Annotated in this window: 15 protein-coding genes; 9 read left to right on the forward strand and 6 right to left on the reverse strand. The window is 43.9% G+C overall.

Features of this window, described 5'->3' with window-relative positions; all coding sequences use genetic code 11:
- Both ACM0OZ_RS30110 and ACM0OZ_RS30115 read right to left on the reverse strand, forming a co-directional pair.
- Positions 1–1,640, reverse strand: a 1,640-nt coding sequence (locus ACM0OZ_RS30110; RefSeq protein ID WP_414586513.1) for a HEAT repeat domain-containing protein, incomplete at its 3' end; no start/stop codon positions are given.
- 896 nt (positions 1,641–2,536) lie between these two features.
- Complete coding sequence (locus tag ACM0OZ_RS30115) at positions 2,537–4,603, reverse strand: thioredoxin domain-containing protein (protein ID WP_414586514.1); 2,067 nt, start codon at positions 4,601–4,603, stop codon at positions 2,537–2,539.
- Between the two features lie 109 nt (positions 4,604–4,712).
- Between ACM0OZ_RS30115 and ACM0OZ_RS30120 the strand changes: the two genes are divergently transcribed.
- Positions 4,713–4,862, forward strand: a complete 150-nt coding sequence (locus tag ACM0OZ_RS30120; RefSeq protein ID WP_414586515.1) for a hypothetical protein — start codon at positions 4,713–4,715, stop codon at positions 4,860–4,862.
- Positions 4,863–5,212: 350 nt separating this feature from the next.
- On the opposite strand, the gene ACM0OZ_RS30125 is transcribed toward ACM0OZ_RS30120, so the two are convergent.
- Positions 5,213–5,365: a hypothetical protein gene (locus ACM0OZ_RS30125; RefSeq protein WP_414586516.1), complete on the reverse strand. Its 153-nt coding sequence runs from the start codon at positions 5,363–5,365 to the stop codon at positions 5,213–5,215.
- 991 nt (positions 5,366–6,356) lie between these two features.
- Here ACM0OZ_RS30125 and clpP point away from each other — a divergent pair.
- Entirely contained in the window at positions 6,357–6,962 is a 606-nt protein-coding gene (clpP, locus tag ACM0OZ_RS30130) for an ATP-dependent Clp endopeptidase proteolytic subunit ClpP (RefSeq protein ID WP_073629776.1), read from the forward strand.
- Positions 6,963–7,041: 79 nt separating this feature from the next.
- Here clpP and ACM0OZ_RS30135 read toward each other — a convergent pair whose 3' ends face one another.
- Positions 7,042–7,899 (reverse strand): hypothetical protein, encoded by an 858-nt coding sequence (locus ACM0OZ_RS30135; RefSeq protein ID WP_414586570.1) that lies wholly within the window; start codon positions 7,897–7,899, stop codon positions 7,042–7,044.
- 811 nt (positions 7,900–8,710) lie between these two features.
- Here ACM0OZ_RS30135 and ACM0OZ_RS30140 point away from each other — a divergent pair.
- Together ACM0OZ_RS30140 and ACM0OZ_RS30145 are read left to right on the forward strand one after the other, a co-directional pair.
- Entirely contained in the window at positions 8,711–11,068 is a 2,358-nt protein-coding gene (locus tag ACM0OZ_RS30140) for a ribonuclease R family protein (protein ID WP_414586517.1), read from the forward strand.
- Between the two features lie 193 nt (positions 11,069–11,261).
- A complete protein-coding gene (locus tag ACM0OZ_RS30145; protein ID WP_414586518.1) occupies positions 11,262–11,885 on the forward strand; it encodes a flavin prenyltransferase UbiX in 624 nt (207 codons plus the stop codon).
- On the opposite strand, the gene ACM0OZ_RS30150 is transcribed toward ACM0OZ_RS30145, so the two are convergent.
- On the reverse strand, positions 11,882–12,013 hold the full coding sequence (locus tag ACM0OZ_RS30150; RefSeq protein ID WP_414586519.1) for a hypothetical protein: 132 nt from the start codon (positions 12,011–12,013) through the stop codon (positions 11,882–11,884). The two genes, ACM0OZ_RS30145 and ACM0OZ_RS30150, sit on opposite strands and share 4 nt — an antisense overlap.
- A 134-nt stretch (positions 12,014–12,147) precedes the next feature.
- Between ACM0OZ_RS30150 and ACM0OZ_RS30155 the strand changes: the two genes are divergently transcribed.
- Entirely contained in the window at positions 12,148–12,861 is a 714-nt protein-coding gene (locus ACM0OZ_RS30155; protein ID WP_414586520.1) for a LapA family protein, read from the forward strand.
- Positions 12,862–12,871: 10 nt separating this feature from the next.
- Here ACM0OZ_RS30155 and ACM0OZ_RS30160 read toward each other — a convergent pair whose 3' ends face one another.
- On the reverse strand, positions 12,872–13,063 hold the full coding sequence (locus tag ACM0OZ_RS30160; RefSeq protein ID WP_041040868.1) for a hypothetical protein: 192 nt from the start codon (positions 13,061–13,063) through the stop codon (positions 12,872–12,874).
- A 482-nt stretch (positions 13,064–13,545) separates the two neighbouring features.
- Here ACM0OZ_RS30160 and ACM0OZ_RS30165 point away from each other — a divergent pair, with 482 nt between their 5' ends.
- The 4 genes from ACM0OZ_RS30165 (at position 13,546) to ACM0OZ_RS30180 (ending at position 17,609) form a co-directional block, all read left to right on the forward strand.
- Positions 13,546–15,168 carry an NB-ARC domain-containing protein gene (locus ACM0OZ_RS30165; RefSeq protein WP_414586521.1) on the forward strand — a complete coding sequence of 541 codons (1,623 nt, stop codon included), beginning with the start codon at positions 13,546–13,548 and terminating at the stop codon, positions 15,166–15,168.
- Between the two features lie 72 nt (positions 15,169–15,240).
- Entirely contained in the window at positions 15,241–15,804 is a 564-nt protein-coding gene (locus ACM0OZ_RS30170; protein ID WP_414586522.1) for a shikimate kinase, read from the forward strand.
- A 239-nt stretch (positions 15,805–16,043) separates the two neighbouring features.
- Positions 16,044–16,940, forward strand: a complete 897-nt coding sequence (gene argB, locus ACM0OZ_RS30175) for an acetylglutamate kinase (RefSeq protein WP_414586523.1) — start codon at positions 16,044–16,046, stop codon at positions 16,938–16,940.
- A 117-nt stretch (positions 16,941–17,057) separates the two neighbouring features.
- On the forward strand, positions 17,058–17,609 hold the full coding sequence (locus ACM0OZ_RS30180; RefSeq protein ID WP_414586571.1) for a tetratricopeptide repeat protein: 552 nt from the start codon (positions 17,058–17,060) through the stop codon (positions 17,607–17,609).
- Positions 17,610–17,679: the final 70 nt, after the last annotated feature.

A 17,679-nucleotide genomic window follows, 5' to 3' on the forward strand; every position in this document is an offset into this window, starting at 1 on the left:
GCTCTAGAACGCACATAAGAATCTTCATCTTCTAGGAGTTTAATTAACTGTGGAATTGCCGCTTCTGATTTGATTTGTCCTAGGGCATCTGCCGCTCTAGAACGCACATGAGAGTCTTGATGTTCTGTCGCTTTTTGAAGAAAAGGAATTGCTTTTTCACTTTTGCTGATTTCAAAAAGTTTAACTTTAGGTAATTGAGGAAGTTTTAAATCAGCAATTAAATCAACTGTTTTTTCCTGCAATTCTTGTTTTACCGCTCCTGCCAACCTCGCCCCTAGTTGCCAATCCACTTCTAAACCTAGTTTCACCACTCGCACTGCCTGCGCCTCATTATCCAGTAACTCCACCATCAGTGCTAGGGGTTCTGTCCATTTGAGATAATTGAGATACTCTCGTTTCAGGCTGTCATCGCTTAAGTTGCTTAACCGCGTTAGCAGATATTCTGCGGTGTAGTATTCCTGAATCAGTTGGTGGCGAAATTCAATTTTATTGTCTGCGCTTAGTTGAATGAGGTGATGGTTGAGTAAATCTTGCAGCCACTTTAAAGCACAATTCTCTGAATGAGCCACCTTATCTCGTAAAAATTCCGTTAGCACAGCTTCAGCTTGCTGTCTGGGAATGGCGACTTGCAAATCTGTCAACGCTTCCCCTTGAGTCATCACCCAAGCTAAATGTTGCAACAGCTTGTGACACCAACGGCGAAAATCTCCAGTGGTTGGGATATCTTGTTTGAGTTTTTGATCATAAGTCTGGGTAAACAGACGAAACACGGAACCCAGATTTGACGGGACTCTGTTCTGGTTTTGAACAAAAACAGAACACAGCATCCACAACAGCAGTGGCGTTTGCCCAAATTCCTTCAACCGATCGCCCAACTGTCTCAGCATCTCCTCACCCTGTTCTGGGAGATAGGCGCGGACAAACTGCTGCATCTGTTCTTCTGTCAGGGGTTGCATTTCCAGTTTTTTGGCAATATCCAAGTCACCACCTACCCCTAAATCTCGTGTGGTGAATATCATTGGTGTTTGGGGGTGGTTCTGGCGGAATGCTTTTAAGTCTCGCCTTGCGTCTTCTGATGGTAATTCGTTGACACCATCGACTAGCAGAAAGAATTGCCCATCAAACAGCAACTTTTCAATTTCGGTAATCTCTAAGAACAATTTATGCCGTTTGAAAAAATTCTGGATCAACTCCAGTACTGATTTCTGGTAATACCTCAACTCTACCAGTACGGGAATAGGAGACGCGCCATTTATAGACGCGCCATTTATAGACACGCCATTTATAGACACGCCATTTATAGACGCGCCATGGCGCGTCTCTACATTATTATTTGATTGTTCTAGCAATAACCGCGCTAATGCTGTGGATTTTCCTGATCCTGGTCGTCCTACTAATAGCACATGGTCTGGTGCATATTTCCGCAAACCTTCCAAAACACTGAAGCGCTCAATTTTCTCCTGCTTCTCACGTTGCTGTTCATGCTCAAGTGTTTGTACCATCAAACCCAAGTCCAACAGGGGAATGTGCGATCGCGGTTCTGCTTTCTTGCGTCCAAGGACATCTGTGAAGGTGTAGACTTGCCACCATTGGGCGTAAGCTTGGCAAACTGAGTTGAGATAGCCACTCCAATCGACCATGTTGAGCTTGAGGTAAGGGGGGTGTTATTTTAGCTGTGAGAGACTTTTCTCTATCTTAATCTCGCTAATTTGCTCGTGGGTGAGAATTGACAACTCGGCGTCGAGTGTTTGTATGTCGTTGGCGAGTGTTTCAGACTCAGCGTCGAGTGTTTATATGTCGTTGGCGAGTATTAAAAGCTCATCGTTAAGTATCACAACATTGTCAGCGAGTTGTATTCACGCGTATCACCTCACCCCGCCCTTACGGGCACCCCTCTCCTTGCTAAGGAGAGGGGAAGGGGGTGAGGTTTTTTTCTGTAGTGTGGGCATTGCCTACTATAGTGGTTCTCAATTGGAAAGAACATAGTTCTTGATTCTTGTGGGATGGGCATCTTGCCCGTCCTATATCCGGGGGGACTAGAAGTCATTGGTGTCAACAATCACGTTGAAACGTTTATCCCACGTTGATTTACCCTACCCTTTAATCCCCTCCCCAAGGCATCGGGGAGGGGAGGTTTTGGCGCTCTTACAAACCGGGGTGGGGTTTTCCAGGATTTGTTGGTAATTGAGCGGACATGATATCAAACCTTTATCCCACGTTGATTTACCCCACCCCTTACCCCTCCCCGCAAGCGGGGAGGGGAGGTTTTGGCGCTCTTACAAACCGGGGTGGGGTGAAGCGACAATCGCGGGTAAATATAAGGGCATGAGGCAACAACAAACGCAGCAATGCACCAATCAATGCGATGCGTTACGGCAAGTTCTCACTTTCTCAAAGTTTCCAATCCTTACATAGCCGTAACACATCCTACTTATTCCTTAACAAATGCACCAATCAATGCGATGCGTTACGGCAAGTTCTCACTTTCTCAAAGTTTCCAATCCTTACGTAGCCGTAACACATCCTACTTATACAATCATCCCCTGAGCTGACTCTGCTGCACTTGCTGCAACAACTTATCCAAACTTTCTGCTGGTGCAAGACACTTCAACCCTTGGCAAACTAAGCCAACACTTCCCTCTGGTAATTTAGCTACCGCAACCAAGGCAGTACTCGGTAAATACTTCGGGATCAGAGAATGTACCTGGTCTGTGGTGGTGCGGATTAAGGTACAGTTACGATACCAATCCAAGGCTATAAACAAACTAGGACAAGCTTGGGGAGCGCGGCTCATCACACTTCTAAATGCTTTTAACCCTTGCTCGGCTAAATCCAAATAATGCAGATTGTCGGTGAGGAGAGCGAGACGGACAAGATTGGCGATCGCTACTCCATTAGCCGAAGGTGTGGCATTATCTGCATAGCTCCGCTCTCGCACAATTAAATCTTGACTTGCGTCACTCGATGTGTTGTAGTACCCACCTAGTTCAACGCTCCAAAGATATTCGTGGAATTCCTCTTGGATGGCGATCGCTCTTTCCAGCCACAAGGAAGATGAGTTGTGAGTCAGTGAAACTTGGTGTAAATCGAGTAGCGCTTTGATAAAAAAGGCGTAATCTTCAGACTGAGCGAGTACCGTAGCTTCACCTTCGTAATTCAATCGATGGAAACGCCCATCCACAAACTGATGATCCAAGATAAAGTTCGCTGCTGTTGCTGCTAGTTCGAGATACTCTGGTTGTTGAAAGACTCCATACGCCCTTGCTAAACCGGAAATCATCAAGCTATTCCAGGCGACAATCATCTTTGTGTCTGTCACCGCGGGAATGCGTCCTTTCCAGTTTTCGGTTTTCGCTTCTTGATTGTTGCGGGCGGGGGGGAAAGTCTCTACTGACTCAGGTGTTGCACCATAGCGAATTGCAAACAGCTTGGCGAGTACTGTTTCCAGCGTTTCACTCAGCTTAAGCGCATTCCGTCTTTGCAACACATTCTTACCCTCAAAGTTACCATTAGGCGTAACTGTAAACTGCTGTTGCAATTCTGTTAGTTCTTCAGGAGTCAGCAGTTGCTGCAATTCGCTGTAACTCCAGACGTAAAACGCGCCTTCCTCTGGTTCTGCTTCTGTGGGAGTGGTGAAACTATCTGCATCTTGGGCTGCATAAAAGTAGCCAGTTGGCGCAGTCATTTCTCGCTTCAGCCATTCGACTGTTTTGGCGATCGCCCGTTCAAAAGCTGGCTCTTGGACTCCTGCGTTCCACAAATTAGCGAGATACTCTACAATCTGACCGTTGTCGTAGAGCATCTTTTCAAAGTGCGGCACTGTCCAGGTATGGTCTACAGTGTAGCGGTGAAAGCCACCTGCTACATGATCATAAATCCCGCCCAGTGCGAGGTCTAGTCCCCGCTGGGTACAAACTTGCTTGCCATCATACCGCGATTCAAAATCAAACCTGGTTCCCCTTAATGCAAGTTCTGCGTAAGGAATCATCGGGAAGCTGTTACCGGTTTGATTGGGTGTGATGATACCTGTAGAAGTTTCCCAACCTTTGTGCAATAATTCTCTATCTTGAGATTCTGTGACTCCATCGGCTTGCAACACTGCGGAGGTGAGGAGTGACTCAAGAATGACTGCTTTGCGATCGCGTAAATCTTCTTTTTCTGTATCGTAGTAGTGACGAATTGCTTGCAGGACTTGCAAAAAGCCAGGACGACCGTAGCGCGGTTCAACTGGGAAGTAGGTACCAGCGTAGAATGGTACTAAATCATCTGGGGTGAGAAAAACGTTCAAAGGCCAACCCCCTTGACCGCTCATCATTTGCAAAGCTTGCATATAAATGCTATCAAGGTCTGGTCTTTCTTCCCTATCTACTTTTATAGGAAGAAAGTTGCCGTTCATGTACTGGGCAATAGCCGCATCGGAAAAAGCTTCACCTTCCATAACAGTACACCAGTGGCAACTGGAGTAGCCAATGGAAAGAAATATTGGTTTATTCTGTGCCTTTGCCGTTGCAAGTGCTTCATCACACCAAGACCACCAATCAATAGGGTTTTCGGCGTGTTTGCGGAGGTAGAGACTTTGAGCTTGAGCCAGACGATTAGTCATGATAAGATGCCTGTGGACAGACTTCTTTGCTTAGTCTAGCTCGTTACAGAGATATTGATTCAAACGCCTTTCACAACTTTATCGTTGGGCGAATTACATAAGCAGGCTGATGATTTCCAAACCCTATCGCTTTGGTAAGGTAATTTTATCACCCTACGCGATAGGCGCAAAACTCCTTATCTTTGAGATAGGAGATGTAGCCCCAACGGCAATTTTAATTGCCGTCAACATGATTAAGATACCTGTAGTGGAAGGGTAATCAACCACTTAAAAAACCCAATTGCTGCCTAATATGCAGACGCGCTCACCTTGACAATTGAAGATATGCAGTTCTATTCCATAGTTCTAGTTCTTACCCAGGAATAGGTAAAATCTACCCTTCGGGAAGCCGCTTCGCGTCTACATGGGAACTAGACGAACAGCATTAAACTCAAACAAATTTTGGGGCAATCCAACTACCGCTCTTGCCTCCGAAAGTTAACGCTTGGGGAGAGAACCACCTCTGGGGCGCGATACCGCAAGGAGTTTAATCTAAGTGGACTCGTGGAACCAAGAATCTCCCGACTTTTTACCGAAATGAGCAAGCGCGATATTTCGGTAGTAGGGATGTCAATCAACTGAGTTAAGCACTGCTCTTGCAATTGGAGCTGACATCGTACCTGAAGTTGGTGTTGCCTCTGTGTTAATTGTCGTTGGGCTAAGACCTGCTATCAGGTGGAGTAAGAAGGTGATGATGGCGGCTTGCACAAGTTTTTCGATCATGGCAACTTCCTCTAACTTTAGGTGGGTGACATTTTGAGTACAATTTGTTATATCGATTGCTCCCTGTATTATTTATCTACCCAACAAAGCATTTCTATTCCGGAAAAGACCTAGTAAAAATGCTGACAAATTTACACAAACGTAACAAGACGAAAGCTTTGTGACAAAAGTAGTCAACTCCCGTAGAAATAACTAGTACCGCTTTGGCGAATTCAGGCATTCAAAAACCCATGTGTTTTATGGCTTTTGACATTTTGTTAAATGGTATGTTTGTTTCCGGCATAACCTACTACACAGGTATGAAAAAACTTTACTAAAAATCTAGTCTAATATAGCCTTATATTTACAAAAAAATGCTACTCTAATACTGAGCATTCAATCTTGAGCTACCTCAAAAAAGATTAAGCAGACCTTAATCTAAAACTAAAAGTAATCCCAAATTAACTAACTAGTTCTAGAGGGATAGGGGATGTCTGGTAGTACATCCAAGGCGAAAAACAACTATGTTCTGCCGTGCCAACGGTAAAATAGTTGTTGCTTAAACCCGTGTGTAGTAGTCTGCCTATATTTGACTACGTAAAGCGGAACTATAAACAGACAAAAAAGTAAATTTTCTGAGATCTTGCACCTGTTGCAACAGTGAGTAGTCAGAGGCTCCAAACCCTCGTTACCAGGTTCAACCTGGTAACGAAATATTAGAGCCTCTGGCTCTTGTTGGGTGCAAGATCTGAGTTTTCTAAGCATTAAAGCCTTCAGTTCGCGGTGACTTCAGATACTGCTAGTGGTTTGTTTGATTAGTTTTGATATGTCCTAGGGGTGAGATCCCCGACTTCTTAAAGAAATCGGGGATCTTGTAACCCATCAGAATTAGTGCGATGAACCACTACTGCTTCTTGCACGAATTTTTTTTCAAAATTAGGTTCGGGGTTCAGGAAAACAATCAGCCGTTGCAATCGATAAAATGTATGTAAATTAGTTACAAACAATCTGCATGATTCCTATCGTTATTGAACAATCAGGTCGTGGCGAACGCGCCTTTGATATTTACTCACGGCTGTTGCGTGAGCGCATCCTTTTTTTGGGACAGCCGATTGATAACAACGTAGCTAACTTGATTGTTGCCCAACTGCTGTTCTTGGATGCAGAAGACTCGGAGAAAGACATTTATATGTATATAAACTCTCCTGGTGGTTCGGTAACGGCAGGTATGGGGATATTCGACACTATGAGGCACATCCGCCCAAACATCTGTACAATATGTACCGGTTTGGCAGCGAGTATGGGTGCTTTTCTCCTCACTGCTGGTACCAAGGGTAAGCGGATGAGTTTACCCCATTCTCGGATTATGATTCACCAACCTTTGGGTGGCGCTCAAGGACAAGCGACTGATATCGAAATTCAGGCACGCGAAATCCTTTACCATAAGCAGCAGCTCAATCAATATTTAGCCGAGAACACTGGTCAGCCATATGAAAAAATTGCTGAGGATACAGAAAGAGACTTCTTTATGTCGCCAGAGGAAGCAAAGGATTATGGCTTAATTGATCTTGTAATTGACCGTCACGCTGCTGGTAGCCGTCCAATGGCTGTGGTGTAGTCAGTTATCAGTTATCAGTTATTAGTGAACAGTTATCAGTTATCAATTATTCATTGTTGACTGATGACTGTTCACTGTTTCAAAATCCTGCTAATGGATCTAGGGGCGTAGGTTGAGATTCTAAGTATCTGAGGAAATCGTGCAATTCGTCGTCACTCAGTAAATGACGCGATCGCTTGCCATAAGTTTTAATCAGATAATCTCGCCCCTGGTCTGTTGTCCAACCTAGGCGCTGCATTTCCACACCGATTTTAGCGATATCATCCGACTGATCAACAGGTTCGCTCTTCTTCTTTTTCTTCGCTGTTGCTGTTTGGGTTCCAAGATCTTCTGACAAACTGCTGTAACTGCGTGACCCAAAGGGTGTCACATTACTTGGAGAAATCTCAGGTATCGTGTTATTTTCTTGGTTACCAGAGATCATTCCCAAGTTTTCCAATGGGGTGTCGAATTGAGTTTCCTGCTTGTCATCAGTAGGAAAGCGTTCAATGAACTCTTGGTTTTTAGTATCGTTTTTCCCGATGACAGATGAAACTGCTGGGGGGGTTGGAGTTCCTTCTGTTTTAGGAAAACTGTTGACAGATGAAACTGCTGGGGGGGTTGGAGTTACTTCTGTTTGAGGAAAACTGTTGACAGGGGAATATGTATCGTTGACTTGGTTTATTGTAAAAGTTGGGGTTGGCTTTACCTGGTTAGCAGGTTCTGCTGAAACAACTACTGACTCCTGTGGCGAACTGGTGATTCCTAAAACTACCAGCGCCCGATTTCTAGCTTGGTCTTCTGCTTCTTCGAGTGTTTCTGCTGCAGCCATTCCAGTGGCGCGGGTAACACCATCAATTTGTACACTTGCCCGAACAATATATTTACCGTGATAAATTTGCACTAATTCAGAAATCAGATTGCCTTCGGGATATTTGCTCCGAAATTGAGCCAACATAATACTGCCACCAATCGAAAGTCTGTTGAATAAAGGGTTTGCTGCTAAAAGCTGTGTCCAAGCTTGGACTCGTTGTTGGGTTATGTACAACATAGTCTCACTTGATGAGTGCCAACGAAGAACGCTTGAACAATTAGCAGTTACCAATGACCAGTTATCAGTTTCATCCGCCTGTTCACTGATAATTGATGACTGATCACTGATGACTGATGACTGATTTAATCCGTGTCCTGATTGTAGCACGAGGTTTTTCGAGCAAATTTTTGGCTACTGCTTGTTGACCAAAGGTGATTTCGTTGTCCTTGCTATACTAATTACCTAATTAGTAATGTAGAAGTATTTTCTGTAAGTGCGCTCTGTATCTACAATAATGAAGGAATGGTTCTTCCTCACAGCTTGTTTGCTGCTGATCTAATTGTTTCCGATCCTACATATGGGTCAATTGGATTTGTCGGCAGTTTCTCCTAGTTAAAAATCAGAGTCACATGGCGTAAAAGTACCTTCAAACCAGACAATCCAACACCTGCGATTTCCCTAAAGAGTGCTTTTGGGCAGCGTGGAGACTTCTCCAACGTACGTAACTCAAACACCCGTTGCGTAATTACCGAGGGGGCAAAATCTCAAACGGGCGTACTTTGAAAGATTGTCTAAGAGAAGGAACTTGAACGTATTGACGCTCTGAGATGTTCGTGCAGTGCCCAAAGATTGTTGGGCAATTCGTTTCCCGAAGAGTGTCTGTAGTCGTGAGGGTACACAGCACAGAACCAGATTCAAAAAAAAATGATGTTTTGACCAAAGGCCGGTTCACTGCATGGAATTTTCAATCGCTACACTTCTGGCAAATTTCACTGATGATAAATTAGTGGCTCGTAAACTTTTGGAAAAGAAACTTGGTTGCGAAGATGAAGCTAGTTTACAAAAACTTCATATTGCTTTGGAAATACTGGAAAGAATCGGGGTTTTAGTCAAAGAACGTGGCAAGTATCGTCGAGTCACAGAAGAAGGGCTGATTGAAGCAAAACTCCGTTGTTCCAGTAAAGGCTTTTGCTTTGCAATTCAAGATGTGGAAGGAGCCGAAGATATTTATATCCGGGAAAGCCATCTGAGTAATGCTTGGAATGGCGATCGCGTTTTGGTTAGAGTTCTTAAAGAAGGTAGTCGTCGTCGCTCCCCAGAAGGAGAAGTCAAGTTAATCTTAGAACGCTCAAATCACACCTTACTAGCGCGGATTAAGCAGGTAGAAAGTGGATATCGTGCCGTTCCCTTAGACGATAGGCTCCTGTTTGAACTTAAAGTGCAAGCAGAAGGCATTAAGTTGGAACAAGCAATTGACCACCTCGCTCATGTGGAAATTTTGCGTTACCCATTAGCACAATATCCACCATTGGGTCGGGTTGTGCAAATCCTTGGGAGCGATGCAGAAGCGGCGGCGGATATAGATTTAGTCACCTGCAAGCACGACCTTTCGCGGACTTTTCCAGAAGCCGTACAAGAAGCAGCCTCAAAATTGCCCAAAAAGCTGCTCAAGGCAGATTTGAAAAATCGGCTGGATTTGCGGCACTCATTAACCTTGGCAATTATTGGCAACAGCAATGACTCGAAGGTGATAGAAAATGCTTTCACCTTAGAGAAAACAAGCGCGGGAAATTGGCGGTTGGGTTTTCATATTGCTGATATTTGTCACCTGATTCAACCAGACGAAGCCCTTGATCGAGAAGCACTCAAGCGCGGGCGCTCAGTGTATCTGGGAGAATTGGTGTTGTCGATGTTGCCAGAAGTGGTTGCGGAACGCTGTGGTTTATTGCCCGGAAGCGATCGCTTGGCTCTATCTTTTTTAATAACAGTTGATTCAAAATCGGGAGTTGTGCTGGAGTGGGAAATTCAACCCAGCGTTGTCAAAGTAGACGTCGCATTGAGCGAACAACAAACAGAGGCAATTCTGAGTAATCAATCTGCCGACCACTCAGCGCAAATCCTAGAGATAATTCAACAACTCGGTAGTTTACAGCAGTTATTAAAACAGGTACGCTTGGGTCGTGGCTGCTTGCAGTTAAATCTGCCACCAAACCAAAATCCATACTATGATGAGGGCGCTTTGGGGTGTGTGGTGACCAATGATTTACCTGTACACTCGCTATTAACTGAGTTTGTGCTACTGGTTAACCAACTTACGGCGACCCATTTGAATGCCCTGGGTATCCCTGCCATTTGGCGAATCCAAGGCGCACCCGATAGCGAAGATGTCCAAGAGATGCTGAAATTAGCAATCAATCTCGGCATTGAACTGACTTTAGAGCCGGAAATAGATATTCAACCTCTAGATTATCAACAGTTGACCAGAGTTTTTGCAGAATCAGCATCCGAGCAAGTACTAACGTATTTGTTGCAAGATACACTAAAGCCAGCTACGTACGGTATAAACAAAGGACCTCACTTTGGCTTGGCATTACCAGAATATACCCATTTCACCGCCCCCTTGCGGCGTTACCCAGATTTGCTGATGCAAAGGGTATTTTATACGTTACTTGAACACGGACGCGATCGCCGCAACACCCGTGTCAAAGAACGTGTCAACCTGCGCCACTCCTCCAGCCACGGTGAAATAAACTGGAACGTCCTGCCGCCAGAATTGCAACAAGAACTTCAAAGCGATTTAATGAGGGTGATTGTCCAGCTCAATGATAGAGAAAAAGAAGTTCAAGAAGCAGAAGCGGACTTGGCAGGATTGCAAAGAGCCTCACTGATGAAACAGCGTATCGGCGAGGTTTTCACTGGTGTGATCACAGGAGTCCAATCCTACGGGTTCTTTGTAGAAATCGAAGTTCCACCAGCCGAGTCAAACACAGTTGGCAATCCTCGCGTACCACTGCGGGTGGAAGGACTGGTACACGTCAGTTCTCTCAAAGACGATTGGTATGAGTATCGCGCCAGACAACAAGCATTGTTTGGTCGCAAAAATCGCGCTTCCTACAGACTAGGCGATCGCGTCGCTGTGCAGGTTAAGAGTGTTGATTATTACCGCCAGCAAATCGATTTAGTCACTGTTGGTAGCGATGGCGCTGTTTTTGGCAAGGATGTCAGCATTTCCAATCGCAATGACTCAGACTTGTACTTAGCACACGAGGATATGGAACCGGATGACTTAGAACAGTATGGTGAGGATGAATAAAGCAATGAAAAACTGGGGATTGAGCAAAGAGGATACACCAGACACCCCAGACGCGCTTATGCGGGGAAATCTTTTCTCTCCGCATAAGCGCATCTCCCCACCCTAGTCCCCACGCTTGAGGAAGCAGCTTCTGTCCCTTGTCTTCCTCGCAATTTTTCATCTCCAATTCCTGGTAATTTCCACATTTAACAGCGTGTCCGATAACACAAAACCGCTCATTTTAGGCGTATCAGGTGCCTCTGGTCTGATTTACGCCGTTCGCGCTCTCAAATTTCTGCTAGAAGCCAACTATGAAATTGAATTGGTTGCTTCCAAGTCAACTTACATGGTTTGGCAATCTGAGCAGAATATCCGTATGCCAGTAGAACCTACTCAACAAGAGCAATTTTGGCGACAGCAAGCAGTCGTTGAAGAAGCGGGTAAGCTACGCTGTCATCCTTGGAGTGATGTCGGGGCAAATATTGCCAGTGGTTCCTTTCGCACCCTAGGGATGATTGTTATTCCATGCAGTATGAGTACTGTAGCCAAGTTAGCAGCTGGTTTAAGTTCCGACTTACTCGAACGCGCAGCGGATGTCCAACTTAAAGAAGGGCGAAAGCTGGTTGTGGTTCCCCGTGAAACTCCCTTTAGCTTGATTCACCTTCGCAACTTAACCACCCTAGCCGAAGCCGGAGTCAGAGTTGTTCCCGCCATTACCGCTTGGTATCACAATCCCAAAACCATTGAGGACTTAGTTGATTTTGTGGTTGCCCGTGCGTTGGATCAACTCGATATTGATTGTATACCAATTCAAAGATGGCAAGGTCGTCGAGATTAGTCACAATAGGGGTGATGGGGATGAGGGAGTGAGGGAGTGAGGGAGTGAGGGAGTGAGGGAGATGAGGGGGATGAGTGAGGTGAGGGGGATGAGGGAGATGAGGGAGATGAGGGAGAAGCAATGACCAATGACCAATGACTAATGACTAATGACTAATGACTAATGACCAATGACCAATGACTAATGACCAATGACTAATGACTAATTGACTAATGACTAATGACTAATTGACTAATGACTAATTGACTAATGACTAACAACTATGGCTGTATTTCGCTTAATTTTGTTAGTGGCAGTGCTGGGAGGACTAACGCTTTTACTAGTGCAGAACTGGTCCCCTGTCCTCTCGCTGGTATTTTTGGGGATGAAATCCAAACCAATTCCAGTGGCGATTTGGATTTTGTTCAGTACTGCTGCTGGTGGTTTGACAACTGTATTCGTCACAAGCTTATTCAATTTGTCTAATTATTTTGCCGTACAACGTCGAACCCCGCCTAGGGAGCGTCCAAGTACAAGGCGTACAAGCCAAAGCCAAACTCGTAGGGAAGAACCAACCCCCCCTCCTTCTGGCTCACCGTCAGGTAGCAAAACTGAGTCAACGCGAAGCAGTGATACTTCTGATGATGATTGGGAAACAGATAACAGCACAGATGATTGGGACTTTGAAGAAAAAAAAGAAGCGCCCATACCACCTAATGCTCAAAATACAGAAGTCAGAGACTCTAACATTTACGAACGTCAACAACAACCCAAAAGCAGCTCTAAATCAGATTCAGTTTACTCCTACAGCTACCGCGAACCGAAAAATTCTGGAGTGGGGAAAACTGAATCAGTTTACGACGCTGATTATCGAGTGATTATCCCCCCTTATCAACCACCGACGACTCATCAATCCGAAACCAATCAAGCTGAAAATGATGATTGGGGGTTTCTCGATGACGATTTTGAGGATGAGGATAAACGCCCTCGCCGTTGAGTCTTTTCTACTAAATTCCACAACGTTCACGCGACTCCTGCTTGACTTTTCCAGTCATGGCAGCTTCCTGCAAGTTCATGAAAGCATTTAAGTCCTCCATATCATACCGGGTTGTCAGCAACACTCGCAGTTGATTTTCTGCTTCAACAGTTAAATAGCCAGTTGCTAAAGCTTTTTGCACAACATCTCGAATCCGAGTCATGGTTGAAACCTCAAACGACCACACTTAGAGCACACTTATATTTATTTAATCGGGCTTTTTTAGATAAAATATGCATTGGCTTTGTGCCTCAACCGCTTAGTTGGCAAAGCTTTTTTGCACCTTTCCTGATAACGAGTCATCTTTTACACCTTGAACGAAAACACTGACTTGTTGACTACAGCTTACTGGAACTCATTACTGGGGCACCAACATAGTGCTGGTAGAAACACAGTGTTGTCTAATAAATAGAATTGCCCCAGCAAATAGTAAGTTACGCTTGTTTATGTTGACCGATATCGTCAGGATAAAGTTTCAATCAACTTTTATTAAGTTTCTGTTAAGCCTAAAGATACCTAACCCAGAACAGATAAGTCACCTAACAAATGTTATGAAATTCGTTAGAAATTCATAGTGTATTTAATTTGACTTTATATAAAAATAGGTATGATATTGCCTTGGGTTATTCTAAATAAATAATGGTAATGACGGCATCTGATTCAAATAAGGTAGAAGAGGAATTTACAGAAGCTAAAAATAATTGGGAGCTAGAAAAATTATACGTTGATTTAAGTTCTACAAAAGGAAAAGGTCTTACACCTGTTGAAAAAAAATTCCTGCGAGGTTTACTTTGCGGGTTTAGTCCAGCGGAAATCGCCAATCTAGTCTATCAAAGTCGTAGTAGCAGTACGGTCAGAGTTTATCTTTCTAATGGGTTGTATAAATATATAGAAGAAATGTTGAGTAACCAAGCAGGATACTCAATTAAAGTGAAAAATTGGAGTCGGGTGACTCATTTACTAGAAAAAGCAGGTTATAAAAAAGTTTTGCTCCAAATAGAGCCAACCAGCAACCAAATCAACCAAATAAAGACAAATAATATCAAAGAGACCGATTTTACTGCTATGAAATCAGTCCAAACACAAGATTGGGGTGAAGCCGTTGATGTTAGTATTTTTCACGGAAGGACGACAGAATTAGCTCAGATAACAGAATGGATTGTCCAAGAACACTGTCGGCTTGTTGTCCTTTTGGGTATGGGAGGAATTGGAAAAACCGCTTTATCAGTCAAGCTAGCAGAACAAATTAAGGATAAGTTTGAGTATGTGATTTGGCGTTCGCTATACTTTGCTCCTCCTCCAGATCTCTTCTTGAATCAACTCATAAAAATTTTGTCACCTACACAACAGACAAAAGATTTAGAAGTTGTAGATGGTAGTATTTCGCAACTCATTGATTGTTTACGTTCTTCACGTTGTCTCATCGTATTAGATAATTTTGATGCGATTTTAAGCAGCGAGTATACTAGCGAGTCAGACATATATCCTCTCTCTAGTGCCTCTCACTCAAACATGAACAATTGTTCTGTATTCTATCTCCCTCAAATTCGTTATCGTCCAGGATATGAAGGTTATGGAGAATTGATGAGACGAGTGGGCGACTCTCAACATCAAAGCTGCTTAGTTTTAACGAGTCGAGAAAAACCTCCAGGAATCTCTGCTTTTCAAGGAGAAAAGCTACCTGTTCGTTGTTTAAAATTAACTGGGTTAAGCAATGCCGAAAGCATGGAAATTTTGAAAATTAAAGGATTTCCTTATTTCAAAGAAGAGGAATGCAAATTATTAATTGATTGGTATGCAGGTAATCCCTTATTTATGAAATTAATTGCTACCGCTATTCAAGAATTATTTGGAGGCAATATTTATGAATTTTTAGAGCAAGGTACTAGGGTTTTTGGCGACATTCGAGCGATTTTAGACCAACAGTTTAATCGATTGTCTAGCTTAGAAAAGCTTATTATGTACTGGCTGTCTCTAAATCAAGATTTGGGTTCAATGCGTAAATTACAGACGGAGATTATACCACGAGTGCCGCAAAGATTAATATTAGAAGCAATAGAGTTATTGCACAGGCGCTCTCTAATTGAGCGACAAGGATCTCGCTTTTCCCAAACCCCTGTCTTGATAGAGTACGTTGCGGAACGATTGATTGAGGATAATTTTAAATTAATGCAAGAAAAACCAAGCTCATTACTGATGAGCTATTCAATTTTTGAAGCACAAATGAAAAATTACATCAGAGATTTGCGTCTGGGTACCGAAATTTGAAGTAAATTGGTTATTGGTTCGTAGTGGTGCTTAAACCTGACTACAAGCTTAATGACCAATAACTAATGACAAATGACTAATGACTTGTTGAAAGGAGTCAACCTGTACTTAATTGGCATGATGGGCGTTGGCAAGACGACTGTAGGGCGCTTGTTAGCAGAACATTTGGGCTACGGGTTTGTTGATACTGATACCGTAATTGAGAAAGCTGCGGGTGATAAACCGATAACCCAACTCTTTAGCGAACAAGGGGAAGCAGCGTTTCGCCAGTTGGAAAGTCAGGTACTGTCACAAGTGTGTGCTTTCACTAAACTTGTCATTGCAACCGGTGGGGGTATTGTCGTACGGCGAGAAAACTGGAGTTACCTGCACCACGGCTTGATTGTCTGGCTGGATGTACCCGTGGAAATACTTTGCGCCCGATTAGCAGAGGATACAACAAGACCACTGCTGCAAGATACTGATCTCGAAGCCAAGCTGCGATCGCTCCTCGATGTGCGACAACCTCTTTATGCACAAGCGGATCTGCGAATCACCATCAGTGAAGGAGAAACACCAGAACAAGTTGCCACACGGATTATTGAGGAGATTCCCAGCGTCCTCAAACCAAAAGTTTCTCATCCTGAACTTTCTTAACAAAAGATTAACAATCGAGAGTAAAAACTAAAAATTTCCAGTTTGTACGTGGAAGAGATTTGGACTGCCTTTGAAGATTTTATGAGTTTTTAGTTCCTTAAAAGGATTATTAATATAGATATCCACTTTTTTGCCCTAAGGTTAAGTCCTTCTAGGCACTTGTTACATAATACACTTTTTCTTTTCCGTAATTGTCATTGATCCAGACGAAAACTCAAGATATCTATCAATAGCTCCTCATGATGGTCAGCGAAACTGAGTACATAAGGCAAGATGCCGCCAGCCGCGTACAAGTGCTAAGCGAAGCACTACCGTACATTCAACAATTCACTGGTCGAACCATTGTTGTCAAATACGGTGGTGCGGCAATGAAAGATAGCAATCTCAAAGATAAAGTCATCCGCGATATCGTATTCTTATCATGCGTCGGCTTACGACCAATTGTGGTACATGGCGGTGGACCGGAAATTAATAGTTGGTTGGATAAACTGGGAATTGAACCGCAATTTAAAAATGGTTTACGAGTGACTGATGCCCCCACAATGGATGTGGTAGAAATGGTGTTAGTTGGTCGAGTGAATAAAGAAATAGTCGCCTTGATTAACCAAGCTGGTGGTTCAGCAGTGGGACTGTGCGGCATAGATGGTAACTTAATCACAGCTCGTCCTCAAGGTGAAGAAGGCATCGGCTTTGTGGGGGAAGTTAGCGGTGTTGATATCAAAATTTTGGAGACACTCGTCAACAATGGCTATATTCCCGTAGTTTCGAGCGTTGCAGCAGACGAGTCAGGACAATCGTACAACATTAACGCCGACACCGTAGCTGGAGAAATAGCAGCAGCAATCGGAGCAGAAAAATTGATTTTGCTGACTGACACCAGGGGAATTCTCAAAGATTATAAAGACCCTTCTACCCTGATTCCCAGAGTAGACATTCAACAAGCCCGCGAATTGATTACGACAGGTATCGTCAGTGGTGGGATGATCCCCAAAGTCAATTGTTGCGTGCGATCGCTTGCTCAAGGAGTTCGTGCAGCTCATATCGTCGATGGTCGCATCCCGCATGCACTGCTGTTGGAAATCTTTACTGACATTGGTATCGGTACAATGCTCGTTGGCTCCCAGTTTATAGCCTAGTGGCTAACCGTATTAGTTTTGATAAATTCGTAGTGAGCGCAAAGAGCGCTTACTACAAAACAGCTAAAGTAAAGGATTCCAAAAATATTGCTACCTTTGGTAGCTACTGTTGGCAAAATGAAGACAGTGCCGATTTTTGTGCAAAACGTGAGTACAGAAAGTCTAGAAATTGCCAAAGCTAAATACCAAAGTGGGAAAGTTGCTTTTGAAAACGGGCAGTACCGAGAAGCTGTTGAAGAACTGGAAAAGGCAAGCGCCCTCTTGGCTCGTAATTCTCGCCTTGGTGGGGAGGTACAAATTTGGTTGGTGACAGCTTATGAAGCAGCAGGGCGCACAGAAGATGCTCTTGCCCTGTGTGAACAACTTAAGCGCCATCCCCATCTAGAAGTTAGTAAGCAAGCAAGGGAGGTGCATTACATCCTCAAAGCACCCAGGTTGAACCGACCAAAGGAATGGATGACCGAAATTCCTGATTTAGGCGCAGTACCTGACAATGAAGCTAAAATTCGTTTGAGTGCAAATAATACCAAATCTTCCCAACAGCAGATGCGTCCTGATCCGGAATTTGTTGACCTCAACCAGGTAAATACCAGAGATAATCGCTTTATCTGGTTGGCGTTGATTGTCATTGGTTTAACGGTCGCTAGCTTGATTTGGTTTAGTTTTTAAACCGCAGAGGCGCTGAGGACGCAGAGAAGGAGAAAGCACAGATAAGTTGACTTTTTGGGGGTTTTGTTGT

Origin of the sequence: Scytonema sp. PCC 10023 (assembly GCF_963920835.1) — a bacterium.
Lineage (GTDB): Bacteria > Cyanobacteriota > Cyanobacteriia > Cyanobacteriales > Nostocaceae > Kalymmatonema.

Coding starts and splice junctions, on each gene's coding strand:
- ACM0OZ_RS30115 (WP_414586514.1), bottom strand. CDS start 4,603: ATGACTAATCGTCTGGCTCAAGCTCAAAGTCTCTACCTCCGCAAACAC.
- ACM0OZ_RS30120 (WP_414586515.1), top strand. CDS start 4,713: ATGATTTCCAAACCCTATCGCTTTGGTAAGGTAATTTTATCACCCTAC.
- ACM0OZ_RS30125 (WP_414586516.1), bottom strand. CDS start 5,365: ATGATCGAAAAACTTGTGCAAGCCGCCATCATCACCTTCTTACTCCAC.
- clpP (WP_073629776.1), top strand. CDS start 6,357: ATGATTCCTATCGTTATTGAACAATCAGGTCGTGGCGAACGCGCCTTT.
- ACM0OZ_RS30135 (WP_414586570.1), bottom strand. CDS start 7,899: ATGTTGGCTCAATTTCGGAGCAAATATCCCGAAGGCAATCTGATTTCT.
- ACM0OZ_RS30140 (WP_414586517.1), top strand. CDS start 8,711: ATGGAATTTTCAATCGCTACACTTCTGGCAAATTTCACTGATGATAAA.
- ACM0OZ_RS30155 (WP_414586520.1), top strand. CDS start 12,148: ATGGCTGTATTTCGCTTAATTTTGTTAGTGGCAGTGCTGGGAGGACTA.
- ACM0OZ_RS30160 (WP_041040868.1), bottom strand. CDS start 13,063: ATGACTCGGATTCGAGATGTTGTGCAAAAAGCTTTAGCAACTGGCTAT.
- ACM0OZ_RS30165 (WP_414586521.1), top strand. CDS start 13,546: ATGACGGCATCTGATTCAAATAAGGTAGAAGAGGAATTTACAGAAGCT.
- ACM0OZ_RS30170 (WP_414586522.1), top strand. CDS start 15,241: ATGACTAATGACTTGTTGAAAGGAGTCAACCTGTACTTAATTGGCATG.
- argB (WP_414586523.1), top strand. CDS start 16,044: ATGATGGTCAGCGAAACTGAGTACATAAGGCAAGATGCCGCCAGCCGC.
- ACM0OZ_RS30180 (WP_414586571.1), top strand. CDS start 17,058: ATGAAGACAGTGCCGATTTTTGTGCAAAACGTGAGTACAGAAAGTCTA.